22 protein-coding genes and 1 tRNA gene are annotated in these 21,681 nt (G+C 65.4%); 16 read left to right on the forward strand and 7 right to left on the reverse strand.

Going from position 1 to position 21,681, the window contains the following annotated elements:
- Positions 1-12: 12 nt before the first annotated feature.
- Together AB5G72_RS01645 and AB5G72_RS01650 are read right to left on the reverse strand one after the other, a co-directional pair.
- Positions 13-1,212 (reverse strand): TerC/Alx family metal homeostasis membrane protein, encoded by a 1,200-nt coding sequence (locus AB5G72_RS01645; RefSeq protein WP_067714756.1) that lies wholly within the window; start codon positions 1,210-1,212, stop codon positions 13-15.
- A 94-nt stretch (positions 1,213-1,306) separates the two neighbouring features.
- A complete protein-coding gene (locus tag AB5G72_RS01650; protein ID WP_067714753.1) occupies positions 1,307-1,780 on the reverse strand; it encodes a DUF4442 domain-containing protein in 474 nt (157 codons plus the stop codon).
- A 149-nt stretch (positions 1,781-1,929) separates the two neighbouring features.
- Between AB5G72_RS01650 and AB5G72_RS01655 the strand changes: the two genes are divergently transcribed.
- Positions 1,930-2,121, forward strand: coding sequence for a ferredoxin (locus AB5G72_RS01655; protein WP_007633389.1), 192 nt, complete (start codon positions 1,930-1,932; stop codon positions 2,119-2,121).
- Here the strand turns inward: AB5G72_RS01655 and AB5G72_RS01660 are convergent.
- The 4 genes from AB5G72_RS01660 to wzm form a co-directional block, all read right to left on the reverse strand.
- On the reverse strand, positions 2,108-2,713 hold the full coding sequence (locus tag AB5G72_RS01660; protein ID WP_440220793.1) for a maleylpyruvate isomerase family mycothiol-dependent enzyme: 606 nt from the start codon (positions 2,711-2,713) through the stop codon (positions 2,108-2,110). The two genes, AB5G72_RS01655 and AB5G72_RS01660, sit on opposite strands and share 14 nt — an antisense overlap.
- A 93-nt stretch (positions 2,714-2,806) precedes the next feature.
- The gene (gene glfT1 / locus AB5G72_RS01665) at positions 2,807-3,928 is read right to left on the reverse strand and encodes a galactofuranosyltransferase GlfT1 (protein ID WP_440220794.1); all 1,122 of its coding nucleotides are present in this window, start codon (positions 3,926-3,928) and stop codon (positions 2,807-2,809) included.
- The gene (gene wzt / locus AB5G72_RS01670; protein ID WP_067714748.1) at positions 3,918-4,736 is read right to left on the reverse strand and encodes a galactan export ABC transporter ATP-binding subunit Wzt/RfbE; all 819 of its coding nucleotides are present in this window, start codon (positions 4,734-4,736) and stop codon (positions 3,918-3,920) included. Before wzt ends, glfT1 begins: the two co-directional genes overlap by 11 nt.
- A 12-nt stretch (positions 4,737-4,748) precedes the next feature.
- Positions 4,749-5,636: a galactan export ABC transporter permease subunit Wzm/RfbD gene (gene wzm, locus AB5G72_RS01675; protein ID WP_132062167.1), complete on the reverse strand. Its 888-nt coding sequence runs from the start codon at positions 5,634-5,636 to the stop codon at positions 4,749-4,751.
- A 66-nt stretch (positions 5,637-5,702) separates the two neighbouring features.
- Between wzm and AB5G72_RS01680 the strand changes: the two genes are divergently transcribed.
- The 6 genes from AB5G72_RS01680 to AB5G72_RS01705 all read left to right on the forward strand — a co-directional run bounded on the left by AB5G72_RS01680 (position 5,703) and on the right by AB5G72_RS01705 (position 11,977).
- Entirely contained in the window at positions 5,703-6,719 is a 1,017-nt protein-coding gene (locus AB5G72_RS01680) for an NADP-dependent oxidoreductase (protein WP_440220795.1), read from the forward strand.
- A gap of 92 nt (positions 6,720-6,811) precedes the next feature.
- Positions 6,812-8,179, forward strand: a complete 1,368-nt coding sequence (locus AB5G72_RS01685; protein WP_440220796.1) for a polysaccharide pyruvyl transferase family protein — start codon at positions 6,812-6,814, stop codon at positions 8,177-8,179.
- Between the two features lie 103 nt (positions 8,180-8,282).
- Positions 8,283-9,641, forward strand: coding sequence for a TrkH family potassium uptake protein (locus AB5G72_RS01690; RefSeq protein ID WP_440221535.1), 1,359 nt, complete (start codon positions 8,283-8,285; stop codon positions 9,639-9,641).
- Positions 9,642-9,660: 19 nt separating this feature from the next.
- Positions 9,661-10,299, forward strand: coding sequence for a potassium channel family protein (locus AB5G72_RS01695; RefSeq protein ID WP_061229485.1), 639 nt, complete (start codon positions 9,661-9,663; stop codon positions 10,297-10,299).
- Positions 10,300-10,440: 141 nt separating this feature from the next.
- Positions 10,441-11,421, forward strand: coding sequence for an NAD(P)H-dependent flavin oxidoreductase (locus AB5G72_RS01700; protein ID WP_070720092.1), 981 nt, complete (start codon positions 10,441-10,443; stop codon positions 11,419-11,421).
- A gap of 4 nt (positions 11,422-11,425) precedes the next feature.
- Positions 11,426-11,977 (forward strand): PadR family transcriptional regulator, encoded by a 552-nt coding sequence (locus AB5G72_RS01705; RefSeq protein ID WP_070720094.1) that lies wholly within the window; start codon positions 11,426-11,428, stop codon positions 11,975-11,977.
- Here AB5G72_RS01705 and AB5G72_RS01710 read toward each other — a convergent pair.
- Positions 11,964-13,004: an NAD(P)H-quinone oxidoreductase gene (locus AB5G72_RS01710; protein ID WP_154829342.1), complete on the reverse strand. Its 1,041-nt coding sequence runs from the start codon at positions 13,002-13,004 to the stop codon at positions 11,964-11,966. The two genes, AB5G72_RS01705 and AB5G72_RS01710, sit on opposite strands and share 14 nt — an antisense overlap.
- A 139-nt stretch (positions 13,005-13,143) precedes the next feature.
- Here AB5G72_RS01710 and AB5G72_RS01715 point away from each other — a divergent pair.
- The 9 genes from AB5G72_RS01715 to AB5G72_RS01755 all read left to right on the forward strand — a co-directional run bounded on the left by AB5G72_RS01715 (position 13,144) and on the right by AB5G72_RS01755 (position 21,498).
- Positions 13,144-13,229, forward strand: a tRNA-Ser gene (locus AB5G72_RS01715).
- Positions 13,230-13,504: 275 nt separating this feature from the next.
- Positions 13,505-14,533, forward strand: coding sequence for a tyrosine-type recombinase/integrase (locus tag AB5G72_RS01720; protein ID WP_440220797.1), 1,029 nt, complete (start codon positions 13,505-13,507; stop codon positions 14,531-14,533).
- Positions 14,534-14,705: 172 nt separating this feature from the next.
- Positions 14,706-14,891: a helix-turn-helix domain-containing protein gene (locus AB5G72_RS01725; protein ID WP_440220629.1), complete on the forward strand. Its 186-nt coding sequence runs from the start codon at positions 14,706-14,708 to the stop codon at positions 14,889-14,891.
- 169 nt (positions 14,892-15,060) lie between these two features.
- Entirely contained in the window at positions 15,061-15,264 is a 204-nt protein-coding gene (locus AB5G72_RS01730) for a hypothetical protein (protein WP_440220798.1), read from the forward strand.
- A gap of 694 nt (positions 15,265-15,958) precedes the next feature.
- Positions 15,959-16,123, forward strand: coding sequence for a helix-turn-helix domain-containing protein (locus AB5G72_RS01735; protein ID WP_440220799.1), 165 nt, complete (start codon positions 15,959-15,961; stop codon positions 16,121-16,123).
- A 1,303-nt stretch (positions 16,124-17,426) separates the two neighbouring features.
- Positions 17,427-17,666: an FDXHR family putative zinc-binding protein gene (locus tag AB5G72_RS01740; RefSeq protein WP_440220800.1), complete on the forward strand. Its 240-nt coding sequence runs from the start codon at positions 17,427-17,429 to the stop codon at positions 17,664-17,666.
- Positions 17,667-19,509: 1,843 nt separating this feature from the next.
- Positions 19,510-20,328 (forward strand): hypothetical protein, encoded by an 819-nt coding sequence (locus AB5G72_RS01745; protein ID WP_440220801.1) that lies wholly within the window; start codon positions 19,510-19,512, stop codon positions 20,326-20,328.
- Between the two features lie 342 nt (positions 20,329-20,670).
- Positions 20,671-21,039 carry a hypothetical protein gene (locus tag AB5G72_RS01750; RefSeq protein WP_440220802.1) on the forward strand — a complete coding sequence of 123 codons (369 nt, stop codon included), beginning with the start codon at positions 20,671-20,673 and terminating at the stop codon, positions 21,037-21,039.
- A gap of 129 nt (positions 21,040-21,168) precedes the next feature.
- On the forward strand, positions 21,169-21,498 hold the full coding sequence (locus AB5G72_RS01755; protein ID WP_440220803.1) for a histone-like nucleoid-structuring protein Lsr2: 330 nt from the start codon (positions 21,169-21,171) through the stop codon (positions 21,496-21,498).
- Positions 21,499-21,681: the final 183 nt, after the last annotated feature.

Consider the following 21,681-nt stretch of genomic DNA (forward strand, 5'->3'; position numbering starts at 1 on the left):
CCGCCGCCGACGTCAGCGGGTGTAGTCGGTCGCCTTCTCGTAGCGGCCCTGCTCGTCCCAGACCCTCCGCAGGAGCTGCTCAAGCTCCCACACGTCGCCCTCGCTGCCGAAGTACTTGCGCTCGATGTCCTTGAGCTTGTCCTCGTTCTCGACGATCTTCGCCCACAGCTTCGCCCGCTCGACCGGATCGTCGACGAAGTCCTTGTCGAGGTATTCGAGCGAGTGTCGCTTGAGGTTGCCGAGCACCGTGAGCGCCTTGCCGGCCGGGCTGAGCAGGGAGCCGAGGACCGTCACCACGAGCACACCAACGATGATGCCCAGCGAGAGGAACGTGGGGACCTCCACCACGTCCACGTGCTCGCCACCGTTGATGAACGGGAGGTTGTTCTCGTGCAGGGCGTGGAGGATGAGCTTGACGCCGATGAAGCCGAGGATCGCGGCCAGCCCGTACTTGAGGTAGACGAGCCGGTCGAGCAGGCCGTCGAGCAGGAAGTACAGCTGGCGCAGGCCGAGCAGCGAGAACGTGGTGGCGGTGAAGACGATGAAGACGTTCTGGGTGAGACCGAAGATCGCGGGGATCGAATCCAGCGCGAACATGATGTCGGTGCCGCCGATGGCGACCATGACGATCATCATCGGCGTCATGACGCGCTTGCCGTTCTCGATGGTGAACAGCTTGTCGTGGTCGTAGTGGTCGGTGGCCGGGATGAATCGCTTGGCCAGGCGCACCACCACGTTGTCGGCGTCGTCGTCCTCGTCGTCCTCGGCCAGCAGACGTCCGGCGGTGACGATGAGGAACAGGCCGAAGATGTAGAACAGGACGGCGAACTTGTTGAGCAGCGCGGCGCCCACGAAGATGAACGCGGTCCGCGCGATGATCGAGAACACGATGCCGAACAGCAGTGCCTTCTGCTGGCCCGCACGCGGCACCTTAAAACTGGTGAGCAGCAGAAGGAACACGAACAGGTTGTCCACCGAGAGCGCCTTCTCGGTGATGTACCCGGCGAAGTACTCCACGCCCATGTCTGTGCCGCCGAAGATCCACACCACGCCGCCGAAGATCAGGGCGATCCCCACGTAGAGCGCGGACCAGATGGCCGACTCCTTGAGGGTGGGGATGTGCTCCTTGCGCACGTGAAAGAAGTAGTCGAACAGCAACAGGGCGATGATGAGGCCGACTGACAACGACCATGCGAGCGGGGTGGCTCCCAACGGGGGTTCCTTTCCGGGGAGGGCCTGGGACCGGATTATCCTACCCGTGTCCGGCGGCGGGAGACCCCCGGCGGAGGTCTCTGACCGCTGCCCGTCAATCCCTGCGGCGGATCGACATCGTGTGCCGGGCCTCCACGACCGTCCCGCCGCGGGCGTCGGTGACCAGGGCCGTGTGGACGATGCTCGTCCGGGGCCGCGCGGTCAGCTGCTCACGGATGGAGTCGGCCTCCACGCGGGGGACCTCCACGACGCACCGCAGACGACCGCGTCCGGGGGTACGGAAGTCGATCGTCGCGGACTTGGTCCACACCTGGTAACCGGTGCCGAGCTGCCCGGACAGCAGCGCCCCGTAGAGCACGTCGGTGGCGGCGAACAGCGCGCCGCCGAACGCGGTGCCGTTGGTGTTGGCCGTCCACGGGGCCACGTGCATGTCGAGCTCCCCGCGGGTCCAGTCCGGCGCGACGTGGCGGATGCGGATCCCCGAGCCCAGCAGGGGTGGATAGAGCGAGGCCAGGACCGGGAACGCCCGGGGGCTCGAGGTGTATCGGTGCAGCAGCGTCTTGGGCACGGGGTGAGCTTAACTTACCGGCGGGTCAGTTCGGGGCGGCTGCGATCCGGTGACGAAAACACGAACTCCCTAGACAAAAAGCACCGATTTGTCTAACTTCAGGGGTCCGACCACGGAACCGATCGTGGCCGACGACGAGGAGGCACGTCATGAGGATCATCGTGGATCCGGACCGGTGCGAGGGCCAGGCGGTGTGCGTCGGGCTCGCCCCCGCGGTGTTCGAGCTGGGGGACGACGACGAGGTGGTGCGCGTCATCGTCGACGAGGTCCCCGAGGAGCACGAGAAGCGGGCACGGAAGGCCGTCGCGAAGTGCCCGATGGCTGCTCTCAGAGAGGCCTGACGGGCCACGCCCCCGGATCGCGTCCGGTCAGCGCCAGCGCCGTGTCCCGGGCGGGGACGTCCGGCCCCTCGTAGCCGGGCACCGGGGGATCGAAGAGTTCCGGGGCCGGGTTGTCGGCGAGATCCGCTCGGACGAACTCCAGCACGGCCCGGTCGAGCTCGTCGCCCCACCGCAGGTCGATCCGCTGGGAGACGGCGAGATCCCACGCGTGGACGGCGAGGTCGAACACCTGTTGCGCCAGGTAGTGCTTCGCGGGCGCCAGCCCGTAGGACAGGTGCACCTCGTCGTCGTCCGGCGTCCCCCGCCACGCCGCCGCCACCGGCGGGCGGATCGCGTGCCAGTCGGTGACCAGCTCCGGCCCGGTCGCCTCGTGGAGCCGACGCAGGCGGTCCTCCAGATCGTCGGCCACCTCGTCGACGGTGCCGCCGGCCAGCAACCCCGGCACCCACAATTGCTCGTCGACCACGTGGGCCAGCACCTCGTGCGCCCTCCAGTCGCTGCAGGGTGTGGTGGCGTCCCAGTCGGTGATGGCGGGCAGGACCTCGTCGTAGAGGTCGGCGGCGCGGGACTGCAGGGCGATCCAGTCGGTCATGGACCCATCCTGCCAAAATCCGCTACTCCACCTCCGGATCCGCGAGTCCAATCGGCATAGCGGATCCGGATTCGCGGTAGCGGATTTCGTGGGTCAGCCGCCGGGCTTGTCGAACCGCTCGCCCGCACCCATCCGCTGCAGGCGCAGCCACTCCCGGAAGCCGGCGGGATCGCGGCGCGAGACGAGGAAGTACCAGCCGAAGCGCAGGATCTCCTGGGGGATGAGTCGCCGATTGCCGGGCTGGGTGAGCACGTACCCGCGGTTGCGGTAGGTGAAGTGGCGTTTGACCGGGTCGTCGGGGAACTGGGTGTGCATCCGGCCGCGGAGGATCGGCTTGAACTCGTCCGAGCCCTGCGGGTGAAGGTAGGCGGCGGTCAGGCAGGTGCCGAAAGGCTGGCCGGAGCGGGCCAGGCGGCGGTGCATCTCCACCTCGTCGCCGCGGATGAACAGCCGCAGATCCGGAACGCCGACCCGGTCCAGGCAGTCGGCGGTGAACAGCGCGCCGTTGAACAGCGACGCGATGCCGGGCAGCAGGTCCTCGGCCGGTGCCGCGGGCCCGCCCGTCCCACCGGCCCCGCCCGTCCCGCTGGCCCCGCCGTCGGTGAACAGCTCGGAGCGGTGTCGTCGCCACACCAGGCCGCGCCGCAGCGGGAACGCCAGACGGTCGGGATCGTCGAGGTCGCACACCACCGGCGACACCTCGGCCAGCCCGTGGCGGTCCATGCAGCCCAGCAGGGTCGCCAGCACCTCGGGCCCCTCGGGGCGGCCGTCGTCGTCGGCGCACCACACCAGGCCCGCCCCGGTGGCCAGGGCGTGGAGCATCCCCAGTGCGAACCCGCCCGCGCCACCCAGGTTGTGCTTCGAGCCGATGTACGTGGCCTCGACCGGCTGGGCTTCGACCAGTTCTCGCACGGCCTGCTCGTCGGCATTGTCGATCACCACCAGGTGGTCGATCGGGCGGGTCTGGCCGCACACCACCTCGAGCGAGGCGCGCAGCTGCTCCAGCCGGCGGTGCGTGACCACCACGGCCACGACGCGCCGCCCGTCGCCGCCCCGCTGGGTTGCGCTGGCGGAATGCTCGCTTCCGGCGGGGTTGTGCTGCGTGTCGGGACCATTCTGGGCGCGCAGGTCCGAGCCCATCACCGCAGGGGCGTCCGACCCGGGCGAGTCGCCCGCACCGCCCGGGCGGCCCGCGCCCTGCCGCTCAGTCCTCATGGTGCATCCTGCCGATGTACTCGCCGATCGAGCGCCCGGCCTCGGGGCCCTCATAGGCGGTGACGATCTCCTCGATGCTGCCGCGCTGGCGGATCCGGCCGTGGTCGACCCACATGGCCGAGTCGCACAGCTGCGCGAGGAATTCGTTGGAGTGTGAGGCGAACACGAGGATGCCGGAGCGGGAGACCAGCTCGGCGAGCTTGACCCGCGCCTTCTTCATGAACTCCGCGTCCACGGCACCGATGCCCTCGTCGAGCAGCAGGATCTCGGGGTCGATGGAGGTCACCACCCCCATCGCCAGGCGGACGCGCATGCCGGTGGAGTAGGTGCGCAGTGGCATGTCGAGGTACTCGCCGAGCTCGGTGAAGTCGGCGATCTCCTCGACCTTCGCCTTCATCTGCTTGCGCGTCTGCCCGAGGAACAGCCCGCGGATGATGATGTTCTCGTAGCCCGAGATCTCCGGGTCCATGCCGACGCCCAGGTCGAAGACCGGCGCCACGCGACCGCGGATCCGGGCGGCCCCGCGGGTGGGCTCGTAGATGCCGGAGAGCAGGCGCAGCAGCGTGGACTTGCCGGCCCCGTTGTGGCCGACCAGCCCGATGCGGTCGCCCTCGCGGAGGGAGAGGGTGATGTCCTTGAGGGCCTCGACGACGACGACGTTGGACGCGTTACGGCCGATCGCGCCGCCGGCGGACCCCAGCACGGCCTTCTTGAGCGATCGCGACTTGGCGTCGAAGATCGGGAAGTCGACGCAGGCGTCCACGCAGTCGATGGACACGCCGCCGGGCGTGGGGACAGCGGAGCTCATGGGATATATCTCCTACACCCAGTACGGGACTCGGGAGCGGAACTGGCGCAGGGCCACGAACGCGAGGACCAGGCCGACGGCGGTGCAGCCCAGGACGATCCACCAGTGATAGGCGGCGGTGGGCTCCCCGAGCATGGGGGCGCGGACGATCTCGAGGTAGTGGTAGAGCGGGTTGAGCTCGGCGATCCGGGCCCGCTCGGCGATCTCCCCGCCCTGCTCGTAGAGCGTCTGCGTGGTCCAGACGATGGGGGTCATGTAGAACAGCAGCTGCACCATCGAGTCCAGCAGCGGCGCGATGTCGCGGAACCGGGTGGCGAGGATGCCGAACAGCATGGCCACCCAGACGCCGTTGATCATGAGCACCGCCAGTCCCAGGACGGACAGCAGCAGGTCCCAGCCCAGGGGGCGCGGGAAGACCAGCATGAGCACCACCCAGATCACCAGGTTGTGACACAGGAACAGGAACTGCCGCCAGACCAGGCGGTAGACGTGGACGCTCAACGCGCTGGGCAGCTGCTTGATGAGGCCCTCGTTGGCGATGAAGACCTCGGAGCCCTCCTTGATGCACCCGGAGATGAAGCCCCACATGATGAGGCCCACGGTGACGTGCGGGAGGAACTCGGCGAGCGGGATCTGGAAGAGGATCGAGTACAGCAGGCCGAGCGCGACGGCCATGACACCGGTTGCGATGGTGATCCACAGGGGTCCGAGCGTGGACCGCCGGTAGCGCTGTTTGATGTCCTGCCAGCCCAGGGACAACCACAGCTCGCGCTGGCTGAGCCCCTGCCGCAGGTCGGCGACGGCCCGGCGGAAGGTGTGGGAGTCGTTGACGATCTCGCCGCGCACGCGCTCGTCGGGGAGCGTCGCCGAGGTGGGATCGGGAAGGGACTGGTCCTGCACGATCGGGAAGCCTACTAGAGCGGCCGGCGGTGGCAGCCCCGCAGCGAGTGCGCGTAGACAGTAGAGATGACGACCAGTACGCAGATCCAGCTCGCCAGCCGCCCACGTGGATGGCCGACCCACGACAACTTCCGCACGGTCACCGTCGACCTGCCCGAGCTCGCCGAGGGCGAGGTGCGGGTGGCCAACGAGTACGTCTCCGTGGACCCCTACATGCGCGGCCGCATGAACGAGGGGCGCTCCTACATCCCGCCGTTCGAGCTCGACGAGACCATGACCGGTGCCGCGGTGGGGCGCGTCGTCGAGTCGCGGTCCGGCGCCCACCCCGTCGGTGCGGTGGTCCTGCACGACCTGGGGTGGCGCGACGTCGCGCAGGCCGACGGTCGGCAGTTCCGCGTGGTGGAGGAGATCGACGGCGTGCCGGTCTCGGCGTACCTGGGCATCCTCGGCACCACCGGGCTCACGGCGTACGTGGGACTCATGCACATCGGACGGTTCCGGGCGGGCGAGTCGGTGTTCGTCTCGGGTGCGGCGGGTTCCGTCGGCTCCGCGGTGGGCCAGATCGCCAGGCTCGAGGGCGCGTCCACGATCATCGGCTCGGCCGGCAGCGCGGAGAAGGTCGCCACGTGCACGGAGCGCTACGGCTTCGACGCCGCGATCAATTACAAGGACGGCTCGGTCCGTGAGCTCCTGCGGGGGCACTTCGGCGCCCGCGACGGTGAGGGTATCGACGTCTACTTCGACAACGTGGGCGGTGACCACCTCGAGGCCGCGCTCGACCTGATGAACGACGGGGGCCGACTGGCCCTGTGCGGCGCGATCAGTTCGTACAACGCCACCGAGCGTGCGCCGGGGCCGGACAACATGTGGCACGCCATCACCCGCGGCCTCACCCTGCAGGGCTTCACGATGAACAAGTACATGCACCTGTTCAAGGAGTTCGCGGAGAAGGTCGGCCCGTGGGTCGCCTCGGGCGAGATCGTGTTCGACGAGACCGTCGTCGACGGCATCGACAACTCGGTCGACGCTTTCCTCGATCTGATGAAGGGCGCGAACGTGGGCAAGATGCTCGTGCGGATCTGATCCCACCGATCTGACCCCCAGTCCGGTCCGGCGGCCGGCGGCGGTCTGACCCGGGCGGCGGGGCCCCACGGGGGTGCGGCAGGGTTGACGTCATGACGCCGACTCGCCGAGCCGCGCCCGCCGCCCGCCTGAGACGACGGGCCCGACGCCGGCTCGACGCCGTGCGCGCCACCGCGGACGCGCGGTGGGGCCGGCCGCGGGAGGGCCACCGGCCCGTGTACCTCGTCGCTCCGGCCGGTCACCCCAACCACGGCGACGAGCAGCTGTTGGCGGGGTGGCTGCGCTACCTGCGGCACGCACTGCCGGGGACGCCCGTCGTGGTGGACTGCCACACGCCCGGCCAGGCGGCGGTCCTGCACCATTCCGAGCACCCGGACGTGCTCTTCACCGACACCCTGTGGCGCCTGGCCTCCGAGCACACCGGCGCCGACGAGGCGATCGGGTTCTGTCGCGCCGCGGTGGGCGACCCCGGGCTGCGTCCGGCGCTGGCCACGGGCATCGACCTGCTGCGCAGCGCGTCTGTGGTCCACCTCATCGGCGGCGGCTTCGTCAACGACCTGTGGCCGCACCACCTGGGCGTGGTCGCGGCGGCGGGGGAGGCCGGCCGGGCGGCGGGCGCGCGCGTGGTGGCCACCGGTCAGGGGTTCGTGCCGTGCGGGGACGCCGGACGGTTGGCGGGGGCGTTGCGTGACTACGACCTGGTCACCGTCCGTGACGCCGACTCGTTCGAGCTCCTCGCGGGCACGGGGGTGCCGGTCCGCCACGTGGCCGACGACGGCTGGCTCGCCCTGTCGGCGGCGGGTGGCGTCGAGGCCGGCGACCACCCGGTCTACTCGTCCGACCCGGACGCGTGCCGCGACCTGGTGCTGTGCGCCCAGTCTGACCTGGTGGAGCCCGAGGTCCTCGCCGCCACCGTCGCGCGCCTCCTCGCCGCGTGGGCGGTGCCGGGCGAGCGGATCACCGTCGTCGAGTCGATCCCCGGTGGGGACCGGGTGGTGTGGGACAGGGTGTGTGCGCGCGCCGCGGCCGCGTCCGGTGCCGACGGTGGACGGGGCGGAGACAGCGACGACGACGAGGTGGGCCGCGCCCTGGCCGATCTGCGGTTGCCCCGCGCGCGTTTCGTGCCGTTCCAGGAACTGTGGGCCACGGGTCTGCCCGCCCGGCCGGGGCAGGTCTGGTTGACCACCCGTTTCCATCCGCATCTCTTCGCGGCGGCCCGCGGAGCCTCCGGGGTGGCGCTGCGGTCGGGGTCGGTCTATTACGAGGTCAAGCACGGTTCGCTGCTCGCTGCCGGGTCGCAGTGGACTTCGGTGCCGGCGGACGAGGACCCGCGCTCCGTCGTCTCCGGGGTGCCCGCGGCGGGCGGCATCGATCCGGCCGCCGTCGCCGCACTCGTGGAGGGCGCGGAGCGGTTGGCGCAGGAAATCTACGCGGGGGCTGCGGGCCGCACGCTGCGGTGATACGCAGCCGGTTCACCGGGCGCGAACCCCTACTGTTCATCGGTGGCGCCGAAGTCTACTGTCTGACCTCGTGACTGCGTATGGGCGGGTGTCACCGTCTGTGATGCGGCGGTGGGCGGGCTGGGCGACGTTGAGCCCGGTCCGGGTCGTCGCCCTGAGTTTCGCTGCGGCGATCGCGGTGGGGACCGGGTTGCTGCTGCTGCCCGCGGCGGTGGCGTCCAGGAGCGCCACCAGTGTGACCGAAGCGCTGTTCACCGCGACATCGGCGATGTGCTTGACCGGGTTGATCGTGGTGGACACCCCTGTGCACTGGTCGGGATTCGGTCAGGCGGTCATTCTGGGGCTGATCCAGGTCGGGGGCCTGGGGATCATGACCATGGCCTCGTTGGTGGGGCTGATGTTGGCGCACCGGATCGGGCTCAAGGCACGGTTGAACACCGCGGCCGAGGCCCGGTCGGCCGAACTCGGCGACGTGCGGGGCGTGGTCGTCGGCGTGGTCCGGATGAGTCTGCTGATCGAGGCGGTCACCGCGGCGGTGATGGCGGTTCGTTTCGCGGTCGGGTACGACGAATCGGTGCTGCGGTCGCTGTGGCTGGGCGTGTTCCATTCGGTCTCGGCGTTCAACGACGCCGGGTTCGCGCTGTACAGCGACAACGTGATCGGCTTCGCCACCGATCCGTGGATCTGTGTGCCGTTGATGGTGGCCGTGATCCTGGGCGGGTTGGGCTTCCCGGTCCTGTTCGAGGTGGGGCGGCGCATCCGCCGGTCCGGATCCGCGGCCCGGGAGCACCCGCGGTGGAGCCTGCACACCCGGCTGACCGTGCACGTCACGGCGATCCTGCTGTTGGCGGGGTTCGCGGCGGTCCTGGCGCTGGAGTGGACCCGCACGCTGCAATCGTTCGGTTTCGCCGACAAGGTCCTGGTGGCCGCGTTCCAGGGGACGATGCCCAGAACCGCCGGCTTCAACAGCGTCGACTACGCGCAGATGGACGAGGCGACCCTGCTCGTGACCGACGTGTTGATGTTCATCGGAGGCGGCAGCGGAGGCACTGCCGGCGGTATCAAGGTGACGACCTTCGCACTTCTGCTGTTCGTCATGGTCGCAGAGGTGCGGGGCGAGAAATCGGTCACGATCTTCGACCGCCGTGTGGACACCCGCGTCCAGCGCCAGGCGTTGGCCGTGGCACTCATCGGTATCGGATTGGTGACGGTCTCGACCATCGTGCTCCTGGCGGGGACGCCGTTCGGGCTCAATGAACTGTTGTTCGAGGTCACTTCCGCGTTCGCCACGGTGGGGCTGTCCACCGGCATCACCGCGCAGTTTCCCGAGTGGGGTCAGTGGATACTGATCGGACTGATGTACCTGGGCCGGATCGGCCCGATCACCATGGTCAGTGCCCTGGCCGCTCGCCAGCGCGGACGACGGTACGACCTTCCCGCAGAAAGGCCACTCATTGGCTAGGAAATCAGCGCCGGACGCCGTGGCAGTGCTCGGTCTGGGTCGGTTCGGCAAGTCGCTCGCCCTGGAGTTGATGTCCCAGGGCGCGGAGGTGTTGGGTGTCGACGCGAGCGATGCGGTCGTGCAGAAGATCGCCAACCGCCTCACGCACGCGGTGGTGGCCGACACCACGGACGAGGAGTCCCTACGTCAGTTGTCGGTGCACGAGTTCGATCGCGCGGTGGTGGGGATCGGCTCCGACCTCGAGGCCAGCCTGCTGACCGCCTCGGCCCTGATCAATATGGGCGTGGCGAACGTGTGGGCCAAGGCGATCAGCAACTCCCACGCCAAGATCCTCACGCAGATCGGTGTGCATCATGTCGTGCGGCCGGAACACGACATGGGCAAGCGGGTGGCCCACCTGGTCCGCGGCCGGATGATCGACTACATCGAGTTCGATGACGGATTCGCCATGGTCAAGACGACCGCCCCGGCGTTCGCGACGGGTCGCAGTCTCGGTGCGACCTCGATCCGCACGGACCACGGCGTGACCGTGGTGGCGATCAAGCGTCCCGGGGAGGGCTTCACCTACGCCGCCGCCGACACGATCCTGCACCCGGGGGACACCATCATCGTCTCCGGAAAGGTGCGCGACACCGAACGCTTCGCGGAGCTGTCCTAGACCGCGATTCCCGTCCGTGAGGTGTGGGTTCTGTCGCCGACGCGAGGCCGTCGACTCTTGTGCAACTAGTTGCATGAAAGTCGGCGCGACCGTACGGTCAGGGGAGAAGTCTGCTCCGCCCCGCTCTCGAAAGGACTGCTCATGGCCCTTCCCTCCGTGCTCGCCGGCCCGCTCACCGTCCCGGTGGTCGCCTCGCCGATGTTCATCTACTCCGGCCCCGAGCTGGTGGCCGCGCAGTGTCAGGCGGGGGTGATCGGGTCGTTCCCGGCGCTCAACGCGCGGCCGCAGTCGGCGCTGGCCGAGTGGATCGAGCAGGTCAGGGAGAGCAATGAGGCGTTCGCCGCCGCGAATCCCGACCGGTACGTCGCCCCGTTCGCGGTCAACCAGATCGTCCATCGCTCCAATGATCGGCTCGAGCAGGACCTGGCCACCGTTGTCGAGCACGAGGTGCCGATCGTCATCACCTCCCTCGGCGCGCGCGAGGAGGTCAACGAGGCCGTCCATTCGTACGGCGGCATCGTCCTGCATGACGTGATCAACGACCGGTTCGCCCGCAAGGCCGTCGAGAAGGGGGCGGACGGGCTCGTCGCGGTCGCCGCGGGCGCCGGGGGGCACGCCGGCACCCAGTCTCCGTTCGCGCTGATCAGCGAGATCCGCGAGTGGTTCGACGGCCCGCTGCTGCTGTCCGGGGCCATCGCCCACGGTCGCTCGATCCTCGCCGCGCAGGCGGCCGGTGCCGACCTCGCCTACGTGGGTTCGGCGTTCCTCGCGACCGAGGAGTCCCGCGCCACCGACGCCTACAAGCAGATGATCGTCGACAGCGGCGCCGGCGACATCGTCTACAGCAACCTCTTCACCGGTATCCACGGAAACTACCTGCGGGGCAGTATCGAGGCCGCCGGCCTGAACCCCGACGATCTGCCCGAGTCCGATCCCTCGGCCATGGACTTCGGCTCCGGGGGGACCACCGACTCCAAGGCGTGGCGCGACATCTGGGGCGCCGGTCAGGGCGTGGGCGCGGTGGACTCGGTCGGGCCCGTCCGCGAGCTGGTCGAGCGGCTGCGGTCCGAGTACGACGACGCGGTGGCGGCCCTCACCGCGGGTCTGCCCGCGACCCGCTGACCCGATGTCGCTGAAGTTCGCGATCCTCACCTCCCTCACCGAGCGGGAGGGCAGCGGCATCGAACTCGCCCGCCGGTTCGACAAGTCGATCGGGTACTTCTGGCCCGCGACCCACCAGCAGATCTATCGCGAGCTCGATCGGCTGGCGTCCGCGGGCCTCATCCGCGAGCTGCCGCAGCAGGGACCGCCGCGGCGGGGACAACCCAGGAGGTTCGCCGTCGCCGACACCGGCCGGGCCCTGCTGGTGGAGTGGATCGGGGAGGACGACGAGCCCGAACCGATGCGCTCGAGCCTCGCGGTCCGTGTCCGCGCGGCCGCGGCCACGGGCAGGGTGGACGACCTTCGGCGGGCCCTCGGGTACCACCGCCGCCAGCGGGTGGAGAACCTGCGGCGGTACCGGGAGATCGAGGAGCAGGACTTCGCGGACCGCGACCCCGTCGAGGTCCGGGGTGCGCTCCAGCACCAGGTGCTCAAGTTGGGCATCCAGGCGGAGCAGGCGTGGGTGGGCTGGTGCGACGAGACCCTCGACCTGCTGGATCGCCTCAGTCGACCGTGAGCAGGATCTTGCCGTGGCTCTCGCCCGACTCCAGCAGGGCCAGTGCGTCTGCGGCCCGGTCGAGCGGGATCTCGCGGGAGACCCGGGTGGTGACGTCCCCTGCTGCGACCATCGGCCACACCTGGTCGACGACCTCCCGGCAGATGCCGGTCTTGCCGCCGGGGCCGTCCGCGGGTCGGGCCCGGAGGTTGGTCGCGAGGATGCCGGCACGCTTGGGCAGCAACCGGCCCAGGTTGAGCTCACCCTTGACCCCGCCCTGGAGGCCGATGACGATGACGCGACCGTCCGGCGCCAGGGACGCGATGTTCTTCTCCAGGTACTTCGCGCCCATCACGTCCAGGATCAGGTCGACGCCGCGGCCGCGCTCGTCGTCGTCGGTCCAGTCCCTGACTCGTTCGACGAAGTCCTCGTCCCGGTAGTCGATCACCAGGTCCGCGCCCAGTTCGCGGCACATCTGCACCTTCTCCGGCCCGCCCGCGGTGGTGGCCACGCGGGCCCCGAGGGCGCGGCACACCTGGATCGCGTGCGAGCCGATGCCGCCGGCGCCGCCGTGGATCAGCACACGCGGGGCACCGAGGTCCGTGTCGCCCCATCGGGCCTGCGCGGCCAGGACGCCGCGGCCGAGCCCTCCCGTCATGGCCAGGTTCGACCACACGGTGCACGCCACCTCCGGGAGGGACGCGGCCTCGTGGAGCGAGACCCCGGCGGGGACCGGCATGACCTGACCGGCCGGGACGGCGACCTTCTCCGCGTACCCGCCGCCGGCCAGTAGCGCGCACACCTCGTCGCCCACCGCCAGGCCCTCCACGCCCTCGCCGACCGCGGCGATGCGGCCCGAGCACTCGAGGCCGAGGATCTCGGAGGCGCCGGGCGGCGGCGGGTAGTGGCCCCTGGACTGCAGCAGGTCGGCCCGGTTCACCGCGGAGGCCGCGACATCGATGAGTACCTCGCCGGCGGAGGCGACCGGGTCGTCGACCTCGGTCAGGCGCAGGGTGTCGGGGCCGTTGTCATATGCGATTGCCTTCATGTCCTCCGACGGTAGCCGGGATGAGACCCGAGGGCAGGCGGGCTGGGTGCGCACGCCGGCGGTCCACTACGATGAACGGCGTCGTCAACGCGGGTTCCACGTGGAACCACGCGGTCGTGCGTGTCGCGGCAGGCGGCGGGGAAGTGTGGCAGAGCGGCCGAATGCACTCGCCTTGAAAGCGAGCGTGCCTAAACAGCACCGGGGGTTCAAATCCCTCCACTTCCGCACTGGGGCGAAAATTGGAGAGCGGTTAACCTGGGAAAACAGGTCTCGTGTGCTGGTGGAGACGATGCTACTCTAAAGACACGTCGGGACACAAGACCCCCGATACATCCCTCACTAGGACAAGAAACAGACACGAAAGACGCGCCATGCCTCCCAGGTCACGCAAGCGCCGCCCATTCGGCAGAGTCCAGCGCCTCCCCTCCGGTCGCTACCGGGGCCGATACACGGGACCGGACGGCGGGCTACACAACGCGCCACGCACCTTTGAAACCGAGATGGACGCGGACGCTTGGCTGGTATCCGAACGCAGACTCATTGACCTAGACGCATGGACCCCACCGGCAGACCGAGAAGCGAAGAAACGCGCGGACGGGATCACGGTCACGGAGTTGTGTACCCGCACGATTGAGCGCCGCAACCTACGCCCCGGCAGTAGGGAACAGTACAAGTCTCTCGTGGCGAAACGCATTACCCCGTATATCGGTGACCTACCCGCACCGCTGACGACCCCCGACGATATAGCGGGCTGGGGCCGGTCCATGCTTGGCGACTTCCCCGACACCGCAGCACGCAACGCGGAGGCGTACAGGTTCCTCGCTGGTGTGTTCAAGGATGCGGTCAGGGACGGTCTCGTGGAGTCCACCCCGTGTGTGTCGCCCGAGTTGGGGAAGAAACCCCGTCCGGCACGAAAGCCCGTACTAGAGGTTTCCGAGTACGAAGCAATCGTGAAGGCGCTACCGAAGCACTACCAGCTGTACGCGGAGATTGCTGGTAACTGTGCTTTGCGACCTGGGGAGGCGGCAGGGCTACAGGTTGGCGACGTGAGGTTCATCGAAGCCGAGAAAGGCACACGCGCCACGATACGGGTAGCCCGCACAGTGACTCAGGTGAAGGGCTACGGGCTGGCGACGGGGCCGACTAAGACGGAGAGCGGTGACCGGACGGTAGCGGTCCCGAGTGATCTAGTTCCGCGTCTGGTGGCTCAGGTTGCGGAGCGTGCGAGGTTCGGCGTGGATGCCCCGTTGTTCGTCAATAAGGATGGGCGGCGGATTCGCCCGCAGTCGTTTAGGTCCACGTTTGGGACGGCGGCTGGGAAGGCTGGGAGACCGGATGTTGCCCCGCACCAGCTACGGCATTTCGGTGGGACGGTTGCGGCACGGGCTGGGGCGACCGTGCGGGAGATTATGGACCTTATGGGGCATTCGACGGCGGATCAGGCTATCGGTTATCAGCACACGGCGGCGGATAGGCCGGGGCAGATCGCGGACGGGGTGGGCAAGCTTCTGGGGTCTGTGGGGGAGTAGTTTCGCTGGTCAGGGGCGGTTCCGTTCGAGTACGGATACCCCTCACGATATGGTTCGTTTGTAGGTTTCCTTTCGGGCGTTGGTGGTTGCCTCGCTTGGGGAGTTTGTGCCGGGGTTTCCGGTGTCTGCCCTGTTTTGGGGTGCCCATATTACGTGTTGTGAGGTTTCGTTTATGTCTGTGTCGTCGTCTCGTCTGGTGTCGCTTGCTGATGCCGCAGAGCACTACAGCGTTTCAGTCAAGACCATTCGGCGTTGGATCGCGGATGGTCGGATCGAGGGTTACCGGGTCGGTCCCCGGCTTCTGCGTGTGCGTATGGATTCGCTGGATTCGGCTACCCGCCGTCTCGCTACCGCGTAGGCGGGGAATAGGGGGATCGTGGACCCCAGGCTACGGGTGAGAGCCTTGGGGAAAGTTTGCCCCAAGGCTCGGGCGGTGAAGGTATGGAAAATTTGCCAGACCTTGAACCGGGCGGCGCAAGGAATCGGTTGGCGAGGACACCGTTGAGGAAACTTTGCCTGAACGGGCGATGATCGCTGTGGAGTATGAGCGGGTGTTCGGGGAGCAGGCCGAGAAGCGCGTAGGTGGCAGGCCACGCAAGGGTGAAGAACCTGCGGAAATTTTGCCGGAGGTTTCGCCCGACGCGGGACGGCGCAAGGAATCGGTTGATGAGGCTGGCGACCTGTTCAATGTGTCGGGCCGCACTGTACGAGACGCCTACAAGGCCCCGTAGTGGTGTCGCATTCGCATTCTGAGAGCCTTTGAGCCTTTTCCTATACCCAAGTATGGGTAGGGCTGTTTCGACCCCTTAAATCGTGAGAGTGGAGACGGCATGAAGAGTTATGGCACTGGTCCGAGGTTTCGGAGTGAGCTGCGCACGGTATGGCCGGAGCAACGGGGCCGGGAAGCTGTGGAGAAGGTTCCCCAGGTGCTCCCACCTATCCACACATGCGAGGTACCCGAATCCATGTACGCCAAGCGGGAAAAGTTGGCATCGAAATGGGTTGGACTAACCCACGGGGCATATCTAGTCCCAGTGGCTAAAGCCCCGGCTAAGAGGCCACGAAAGGCCGCATGACAATCGCATAGTTTCCCGAGGTCGTCCCTGTTTCGGTATGCCGTAGAATCGAAAGCACGAGTGGTTTAGGGCATGGGAGCGACAAGACTTGTTAACCCCATGCCGTAGAGTTGTTTACGAGTAGACGACAAAGGTTTGTCCACCTATCCCGTAAGCTAGAGGCAGCGGCAATGTTAGAGGCAACTAGACGCCGTTTAGTAGACTCGAAGCATAGGCAGCACAAGAAGCCGACTAGATCGGCATGATAGAGTTTTTGTATCTGATAAGGGCAACGAAGCCCAACCCATACTAGGAACCCCCGCAGGCAATCGCTTGTGGGGGTTCCTGCATTTCTACGAGAGGAACACCCATGCTCACGATTAGCGAGGTCGCTGACCTCCTCCGAGTTTCAACCGTGACCGTCCGCGAGTTGATCGCCAACGGAACTATCAAGGCGATTCGGCTTAGCCCGAAGGTCACCCGCATTTCCCAGGCCGAGATTGATCGGATCACCGGGGCCGACACCACCAGCTAGACCGGCCACATTCCCCCGGCCACTCATAGGGGGAACCATTCATGAAGCCTCCGGCTGTCATGGTTCCCCCTCGCTAACGCTCACCCCCTCCCGACATTCGAGAAGAGAAATCTTTTCCATCGGCGCGTCAGCGACGATCCCCAGCCCTACGGAGCAGATAAAACCGTGGCGCAACTGGACCAACAGTAAACCCCTCCCTTCCCCGTCAATGCCGCGCCGCAGGCGCTATGAAACACACCGCACCGGCACAGACACCACCCCCAATGACGATCTTTTCAATCGCGCCTGGGAGGGGTGAGCGCGGAGCGCGAGGGGAACTTCCCGAAGGCCGCAGGCCGCGAGGGGTTCCCCTATTGGGAAACACAAGCCGGACAGCATCAACACCTACCGCACAGAAAGGGAAATCAGTGGCTATTGAAATCAAGACCCATTGGAGTCACAAACTCCAGAAGCGAGTTCACAGGATCGGCGTTGAAGGGACAGCGCACAGTTTCCTGGCGAATGACGACGACCTTGTAGACCTTATTCGACTAGCACAGGGAGTGCTCAACCATGACGACAAGCGACGGGATTCCTAATCCAACTCGGATGCCGGGAGGGTACAACCTCATGTCACGAAAACTATTCGAGCGACTATCAAAAGGTGACAAAACACCGAAGTGGCAAATGGCAGCCCTTCACTGTTGGGCAAATATGGATCGGCGGGGACACTGCCCCATGCCAGCCGGTGAGTTATCGCGGTTCCTGGGGCAGAAGTCGCACGCTGAAACGCGGCGGATTGTTCAAGAGGCTGTAGACCGTGGCTGGTTGGCTCACGGTTCTAATGATCGGTGCATGATCGCTCCGTTTGGGGTTGAGTTCAAGGCCGGGAACTATCGCAGTCGGAAGATTTGCGAACATCACTAGGTTTCGTAGTTCTATTTACGCTGGTCAGAGTATGTTTTTATCCTTGTTTGATCCTATATAGAGAGTATGAGAGGAAAAATAAGGATGCCAAGGTCAGGGCATGTTTTTCATGGGAGATTTTCCCATAGACCGTGGGAAATTTTCCCAAGCTCCGGTTTCGTGCCGGACCCATAGACCGGGGTGGTTCCGTCCCTCATACCCCTGGGACGGGCCACCCCTCTTTACTTGGCGTGCTTGATTCTAAGCCCCTAAGAGGCTGGACCCACACAAACCCCTACCGGAGTCCTGCAAAGCCGCCAGAACACGCACCCGACACCATTACGACCCCTTGTAGGTCGATCAACCGAACCCCCGCCCCGAAAAGGTGGGGGTATCGCCATATCTGAGAGGTTTCATCATGGATGATTTCAACCCTGCCAATCCCCATAGTTGCCGGTGTGGCAGGCGATGGACTGGCCTTAATACGGCGCACTGCGTTTCGTGTCACGCGACGTTCACAAGTGTGAGCGGATTCGACAAGCACCGAAAAGACGGCGAGTGCGTACACCCCGCCGACGTTGGTCTCATCCTTGCTTCTCGTGATTACACGTGTTGGGCACGCCCCTACGCCACTAGCGCAAAATCTGACAGCGCTTAGCCGGCTAACCCCTACCGGATATACCCCGAGGGGCTGAAAGCCTGTCAAATCCTCCCACCGTCACCAGTAATGGCCCTTCCCGAGAGGACTCCCGATGAGTCGAATCCGAACCCCCGAAATCGACCCGGCAACCGTTTACACCGACGCCGCCGAGATTGCCGAAATCGCCGGAGAGTTCCGCGAGTTCATGCGCCGAATGCACCGTGACGGACGGACTACCCGAACGGAGCACCGAGAAGCGTTAACCATTCTCGCAGACCTTGAAACTGTTGTGGATGGTCTGACTGGTCACGCCGGGGCAATTCTAGACCACCGCGGATAGCCGCCGTATTCGCTTTCTAAGCGTTTCAAACGCCGAACCCTAACCCTCGTATACCCCTCACCCTGTAAGGCCGTTAGAAACGATTCTAGCGGCCTTTAATCATGCCTAGGAGACTAATGCACCCCTCATGGCTGAAAACGGACACCACACAAGCCCATTCCTGGGGCAGAGAGGCAACCCAATGTCACACGACCCGTTCCGATTCCTTGCCCCAGACGGCAGGCGAAACGACCTTGACGAGCACGACCACACCGAATCGAAACGCCCCACCATCAAAGACTGCACACACTTCAAAGCAAGTGTGAGTAATGGGCGAATGCGCTTAATCGGTTTCGGCAAATACCAGTCGCTGGAAATGCGGCTCACACACGAGCAGGCAACCGCCCTCAACATATTCCTAAACCGTCGCCTCTTGGAGGACTGGTGAGAACCCTCAGAGCCGAAAAAGTACAAGCATCCGATAAAAGCGTCGAACTCTTAGCTCACGACGAACACGACGAACAGTTCAAACTGGTGTTCAATCCGCGAGTAGCAATCACATTCGCAAACTCACTCGGAGTCGCAGCACAAGACGCAGGCGACGAAACGCCCCTAACAGTCGAACGGGAAATCAGACCCACAAGCCGAATCACATTACACCGGACCAAGAACCGGAACGCACGCCTGGAATGGGTAGCCCGAGGATTCCGACACCGGCTGGTCATTGACAGGACTCGCATTCGTGAAATCGCAGACCAACTACACGATTTCGCTGACAGATTGGACGAAACCGCATGAAGATCACAACGACCACGGCTAGGTGGTTTGTTTCCCCGTCACGGGGCGGCATCTGTTTAACAATCAACGGATGCGAATACCTAATGAGTCTTGACGAGACCGACAAGCTTGCGGAATGTCTTGATGAAGCCGCCATGTTCGCTAAAGCGCAGAAAACTCAGCCGGTGTGAGCCTACTTCACGGCGCATCCGCTATAGCGCCTCAAAGGCATTACCGGGATGATTCCGCAGCACGACTTGTAAAGGATTCTGTGACACCATACCGCGCTTACCACGCACGCCTAGACCGCGCAGCCTGGGAAGTCTACCGGCAAACAAACATCACACCGGTAAATCCACCCGCCAAAGGCGACCTAACCAACTGGCGCGCCTACATTCCACGAGCACGCGCAGACTGGAAAGAAGCCCTACAAGACCGGCTGGACCAACTCGCAAACACTCCCACCGAGAACATTCCCAAGGTCGCTGACCCAATCATGGGAGCAGCACACACCCACGGGCTACTCAGAGCCACCGGGCTATCAGTCGCAGCAGCACGAATAGCGACCTTCTGTGACCCCGGAACAGCAACACCCGAGACCATTCGGGAACTATTCCATACCCACCGGCACGCACCCACAGCGGCAATCGTCAACTTGGTTCACGGCGACTACGCGGGCGCTACAGCATCAGCAGCCGGATTCGATTACGACACGAGACGAATAGCACTTCTACGCCTATTCGCAAACCCTATTGAGGAGACCGCATGACCACTCACATCACGACCATTGAAGCCGCCTACACGAAGGCAGCCGACACCCTCGGAATCAGCCCGGAATGGGACAAGGCCCTCACCGCCACGATGAAGCGCCGGGATGCCGCCGTGGCCCTGTTCGACCTCAAGCCCCGTGATGCAGCCGCCGAGCTGGCAGCCGCACCCAATCCCCGCACTTGGGACAGCATCATTACCGAAGTCGCCACCCATAACGCGCGAGTGGCAGAAGCACAGGCAGCCATTCGCGGACGACTCCTCACCACCGCACAGGCACAGCTCGACGCACAGCTCAAAGCATTCCTGCCCCAGTACGCAGGCCAGGCTTACGAGCGTGTCAGTGGAGTCCTCGCAAGCATCACTGACACAGCCGCACACGTCGCCAGCCTCAACGCTGAGACCGCCGTACGAAACGGTTACGGCGACGCACTCACCCAACTGCACCAGCTCGCCATGACGGTCCGCACCCACACCGCCATTGGCGCAACCGTGGCACCAGCCGGGAAGGTAGCCCAGGCAGCACGAGCACTCGCACTCATCACTAATCCCGGTCGCATTGACCCGATCAAAAAGACCCCCGCGAGCCGCTGGAACCAGGGCGGCGAAACCCGATCAAACCCGGCAGACCTCGCCCGCCGAGACGAAGCACGACGACTCATGACCGACTGGCACCGAGACGAAACCGACACCCTCCGGAAGCTCGCCCGAGGGGAATACGCCGGGTTCCAGTTGTCCGCAGCCACGAGCGACGACTACGCCCACCGGGTCACTCAGTTCGAGAACGCAGACCGCATCGAGGTCGTAGCCGACTGACAGTAAGGGCGACCTAACTTAGGGTGACCTATCCGCACAAACATTCGAGGTGGGGGGGTTGGTCCCCTGGGGGTCCGCTCCCCCCCTCGGTCGGCAATGGGGCTGGTCTCATGCGTGGGTCTGCATATGTGGGTGTTACTTGGGTTTGGGGGAGCGTCCGCAGGCTTACTTTCACCGGGTTTCCGTCCCTGACCTGCAAGTTTAGAGCACCGCGGCTCATTTGGGCAAGTGGTTGTCAGGTGCGATGTTTCGATATAGTTTAGTAAGGGGTTTCTTATGGGTAGACCACGGAAAACAGTAGGCGACCGACTAGTAGAGCGTCTGTGTCAAAACGTCGCGGACGTGCTAACCAATGGTGATGTGAAGGCGGTCCAGTTTGCCCCTGCGGAAGCGGAGCGCCTGGAGCTTGTACGCCGGGTCGCTGACGACCTGAACGCTCTGGAGCAGGCTTGGTTTAAGGATCGTGATGCGGGCCGGTTCACAACGATGGGATCGCGCGGTCAGCAGGTAGCGAATCCTCTTATTGGGGAGGTTCGTGCTACTCGGGCGCAGTTGGACAAGCTGGTGACCGGCATCAAGGTTGATATGTCTGGGGGCGGGTCTATGTCTCCGTCTGAGATTGGTCGTCATGCGGCGAATAAGCGCCACAATCCGTCACCGGCTGAGATTATGGCCCAGGCTCAACAGCGGTGGGAGAAGAAGGCACGCTAGAAGGGTCGTTCCCGCTGTAGGGGACGGGCTGTGAGGCGTTTTCAGCCGTCCGGAGGGGTAGAGGTAGGGCCGGACATTCCAAGCCCTTAGAATCGCTTCCCCAGAGGCGCTTTCAGGTACCATGAGCGCATGGCAGAACAACGAATAGAAATCGTCCGATACACAGACGACCTCACCGGCGACGAACTCGCAGAAGACGACCACGAACGAATCCGGTTCACGTTCGACGGTAAAGCCCGTGTGATCGACCTTAGTGCCGAGAATGCACGGGCATTCCGCGACGACCTTGCCCGGTGGATGGATGCGAGCCGCCCGGAGGGTCGGAAGCGTGCCACAGTCTCTAGGCCCAAACGGGACACCGCCACTATTCGGGCATGGGCGCAAGACAACGGTTATGACGTGTCGGATCGTGGCCGGATTCCTGCCCATGTGGAGGATGCGTTTCATTCCGCTCACTGATTGATTGATGCCGCCCCGGTGCCCGTGAGTGGGTTACCGGGGCGGCTCTTTTTTTGTGGCGTGGATAAGGTTTACTGACCCGGCTACTGCTGACCGGGTTGATGCTCTGTTGAAGAGCGAGATTCCGGCAGCGCAAGCTACGGCGGGCAGGCCACCGGAAGGTAATGGGAGTGCCACTCCCAT

The organism is Dietzia sp. MNB45 (assembly GCF_051994785.1).
Lineage (GTDB): Bacteria > Actinomycetota > Actinomycetes > Mycobacteriales > Mycobacteriaceae > Dietzia > Dietzia kunjamensis.

Coding starts and splice junctions, on each gene's coding strand:
- AB5G72_RS01705 (WP_070720094.1), top strand. CDS start 11,426: ATGTCGCTGAAGTTCGCGATCCTCACCTCCCTCACCGAGCGGGAGGGC.
- AB5G72_RS01690 (WP_440221535.1), top strand. CDS start 8,283: ATGCGGCGGTGGGCGGGCTGGGCGACGTTGAGCCCGGTCCGGGTCGTC.
- AB5G72_RS01725 (WP_440220629.1), top strand. CDS start 14,706: ATGTCTGTGTCGTCGTCTCGTCTGGTGTCGCTTGCTGATGCCGCAGAG.
- AB5G72_RS01685 (WP_440220796.1), top strand. CDS start 6,812: ATGACGCCGACTCGCCGAGCCGCGCCCGCCGCCCGCCTGAGACGACGG.
- AB5G72_RS01730 (WP_440220798.1), top strand. CDS start 15,061: ATGATCGCTGTGGAGTATGAGCGGGTGTTCGGGGAGCAGGCCGAGAAG.
- AB5G72_RS01735 (WP_440220799.1), top strand. CDS start 15,959: ATGCTCACGATTAGCGAGGTCGCTGACCTCCTCCGAGTTTCAACCGTG.
- AB5G72_RS01710 (WP_154829342.1), bottom strand. CDS start 13,004: ATGAAGGCAATCGCATATGACAACGGCCCCGACACCCTGCGCCTGACC.
- AB5G72_RS01655 (WP_007633389.1), top strand. CDS start 1,930: ATGAGGATCATCGTGGATCCGGACCGGTGCGAGGGCCAGGCGGTGTGC.
- glfT1 (WP_440220794.1), bottom strand. CDS start 3,928: ATGAGGACTGAGCGGCAGGGCGCGGGCCGCCCGGGCGGTGCGGGCGAC.
- AB5G72_RS01700 (WP_070720092.1), top strand. CDS start 10,441: ATGGCCCTTCCCTCCGTGCTCGCCGGCCCGCTCACCGTCCCGGTGGTC.
- AB5G72_RS01680 (WP_440220795.1), top strand. CDS start 5,703: ATGACGACCAGTACGCAGATCCAGCTCGCCAGCCGCCCACGTGGATGG.
- AB5G72_RS01660 (WP_440220793.1), bottom strand. CDS start 2,713: ATGACCGACTGGATCGCCCTGCAGTCCCGCGCCGCCGACCTCTACGAC.
- AB5G72_RS01720 (WP_440220797.1), top strand. CDS start 13,505: ATGGACGCGGACGCTTGGCTGGTATCCGAACGCAGACTCATTGACCTA.
- AB5G72_RS01745 (WP_440220801.1), top strand. CDS start 19,510: ATGACCACTCACATCACGACCATTGAAGCCGCCTACACGAAGGCAGCC.
- AB5G72_RS01755 (WP_440220803.1), top strand. CDS start 21,169: ATGGCAGAACAACGAATAGAAATCGTCCGATACACAGACGACCTCACC.
- wzt (WP_067714748.1), bottom strand. CDS start 4,736: ATGAGCTCCGCTGTCCCCACGCCCGGCGGCGTGTCCATCGACTGCGTG.
- AB5G72_RS01740 (WP_440220800.1), top strand. CDS start 17,427: ATGGATGATTTCAACCCTGCCAATCCCCATAGTTGCCGGTGTGGCAGG.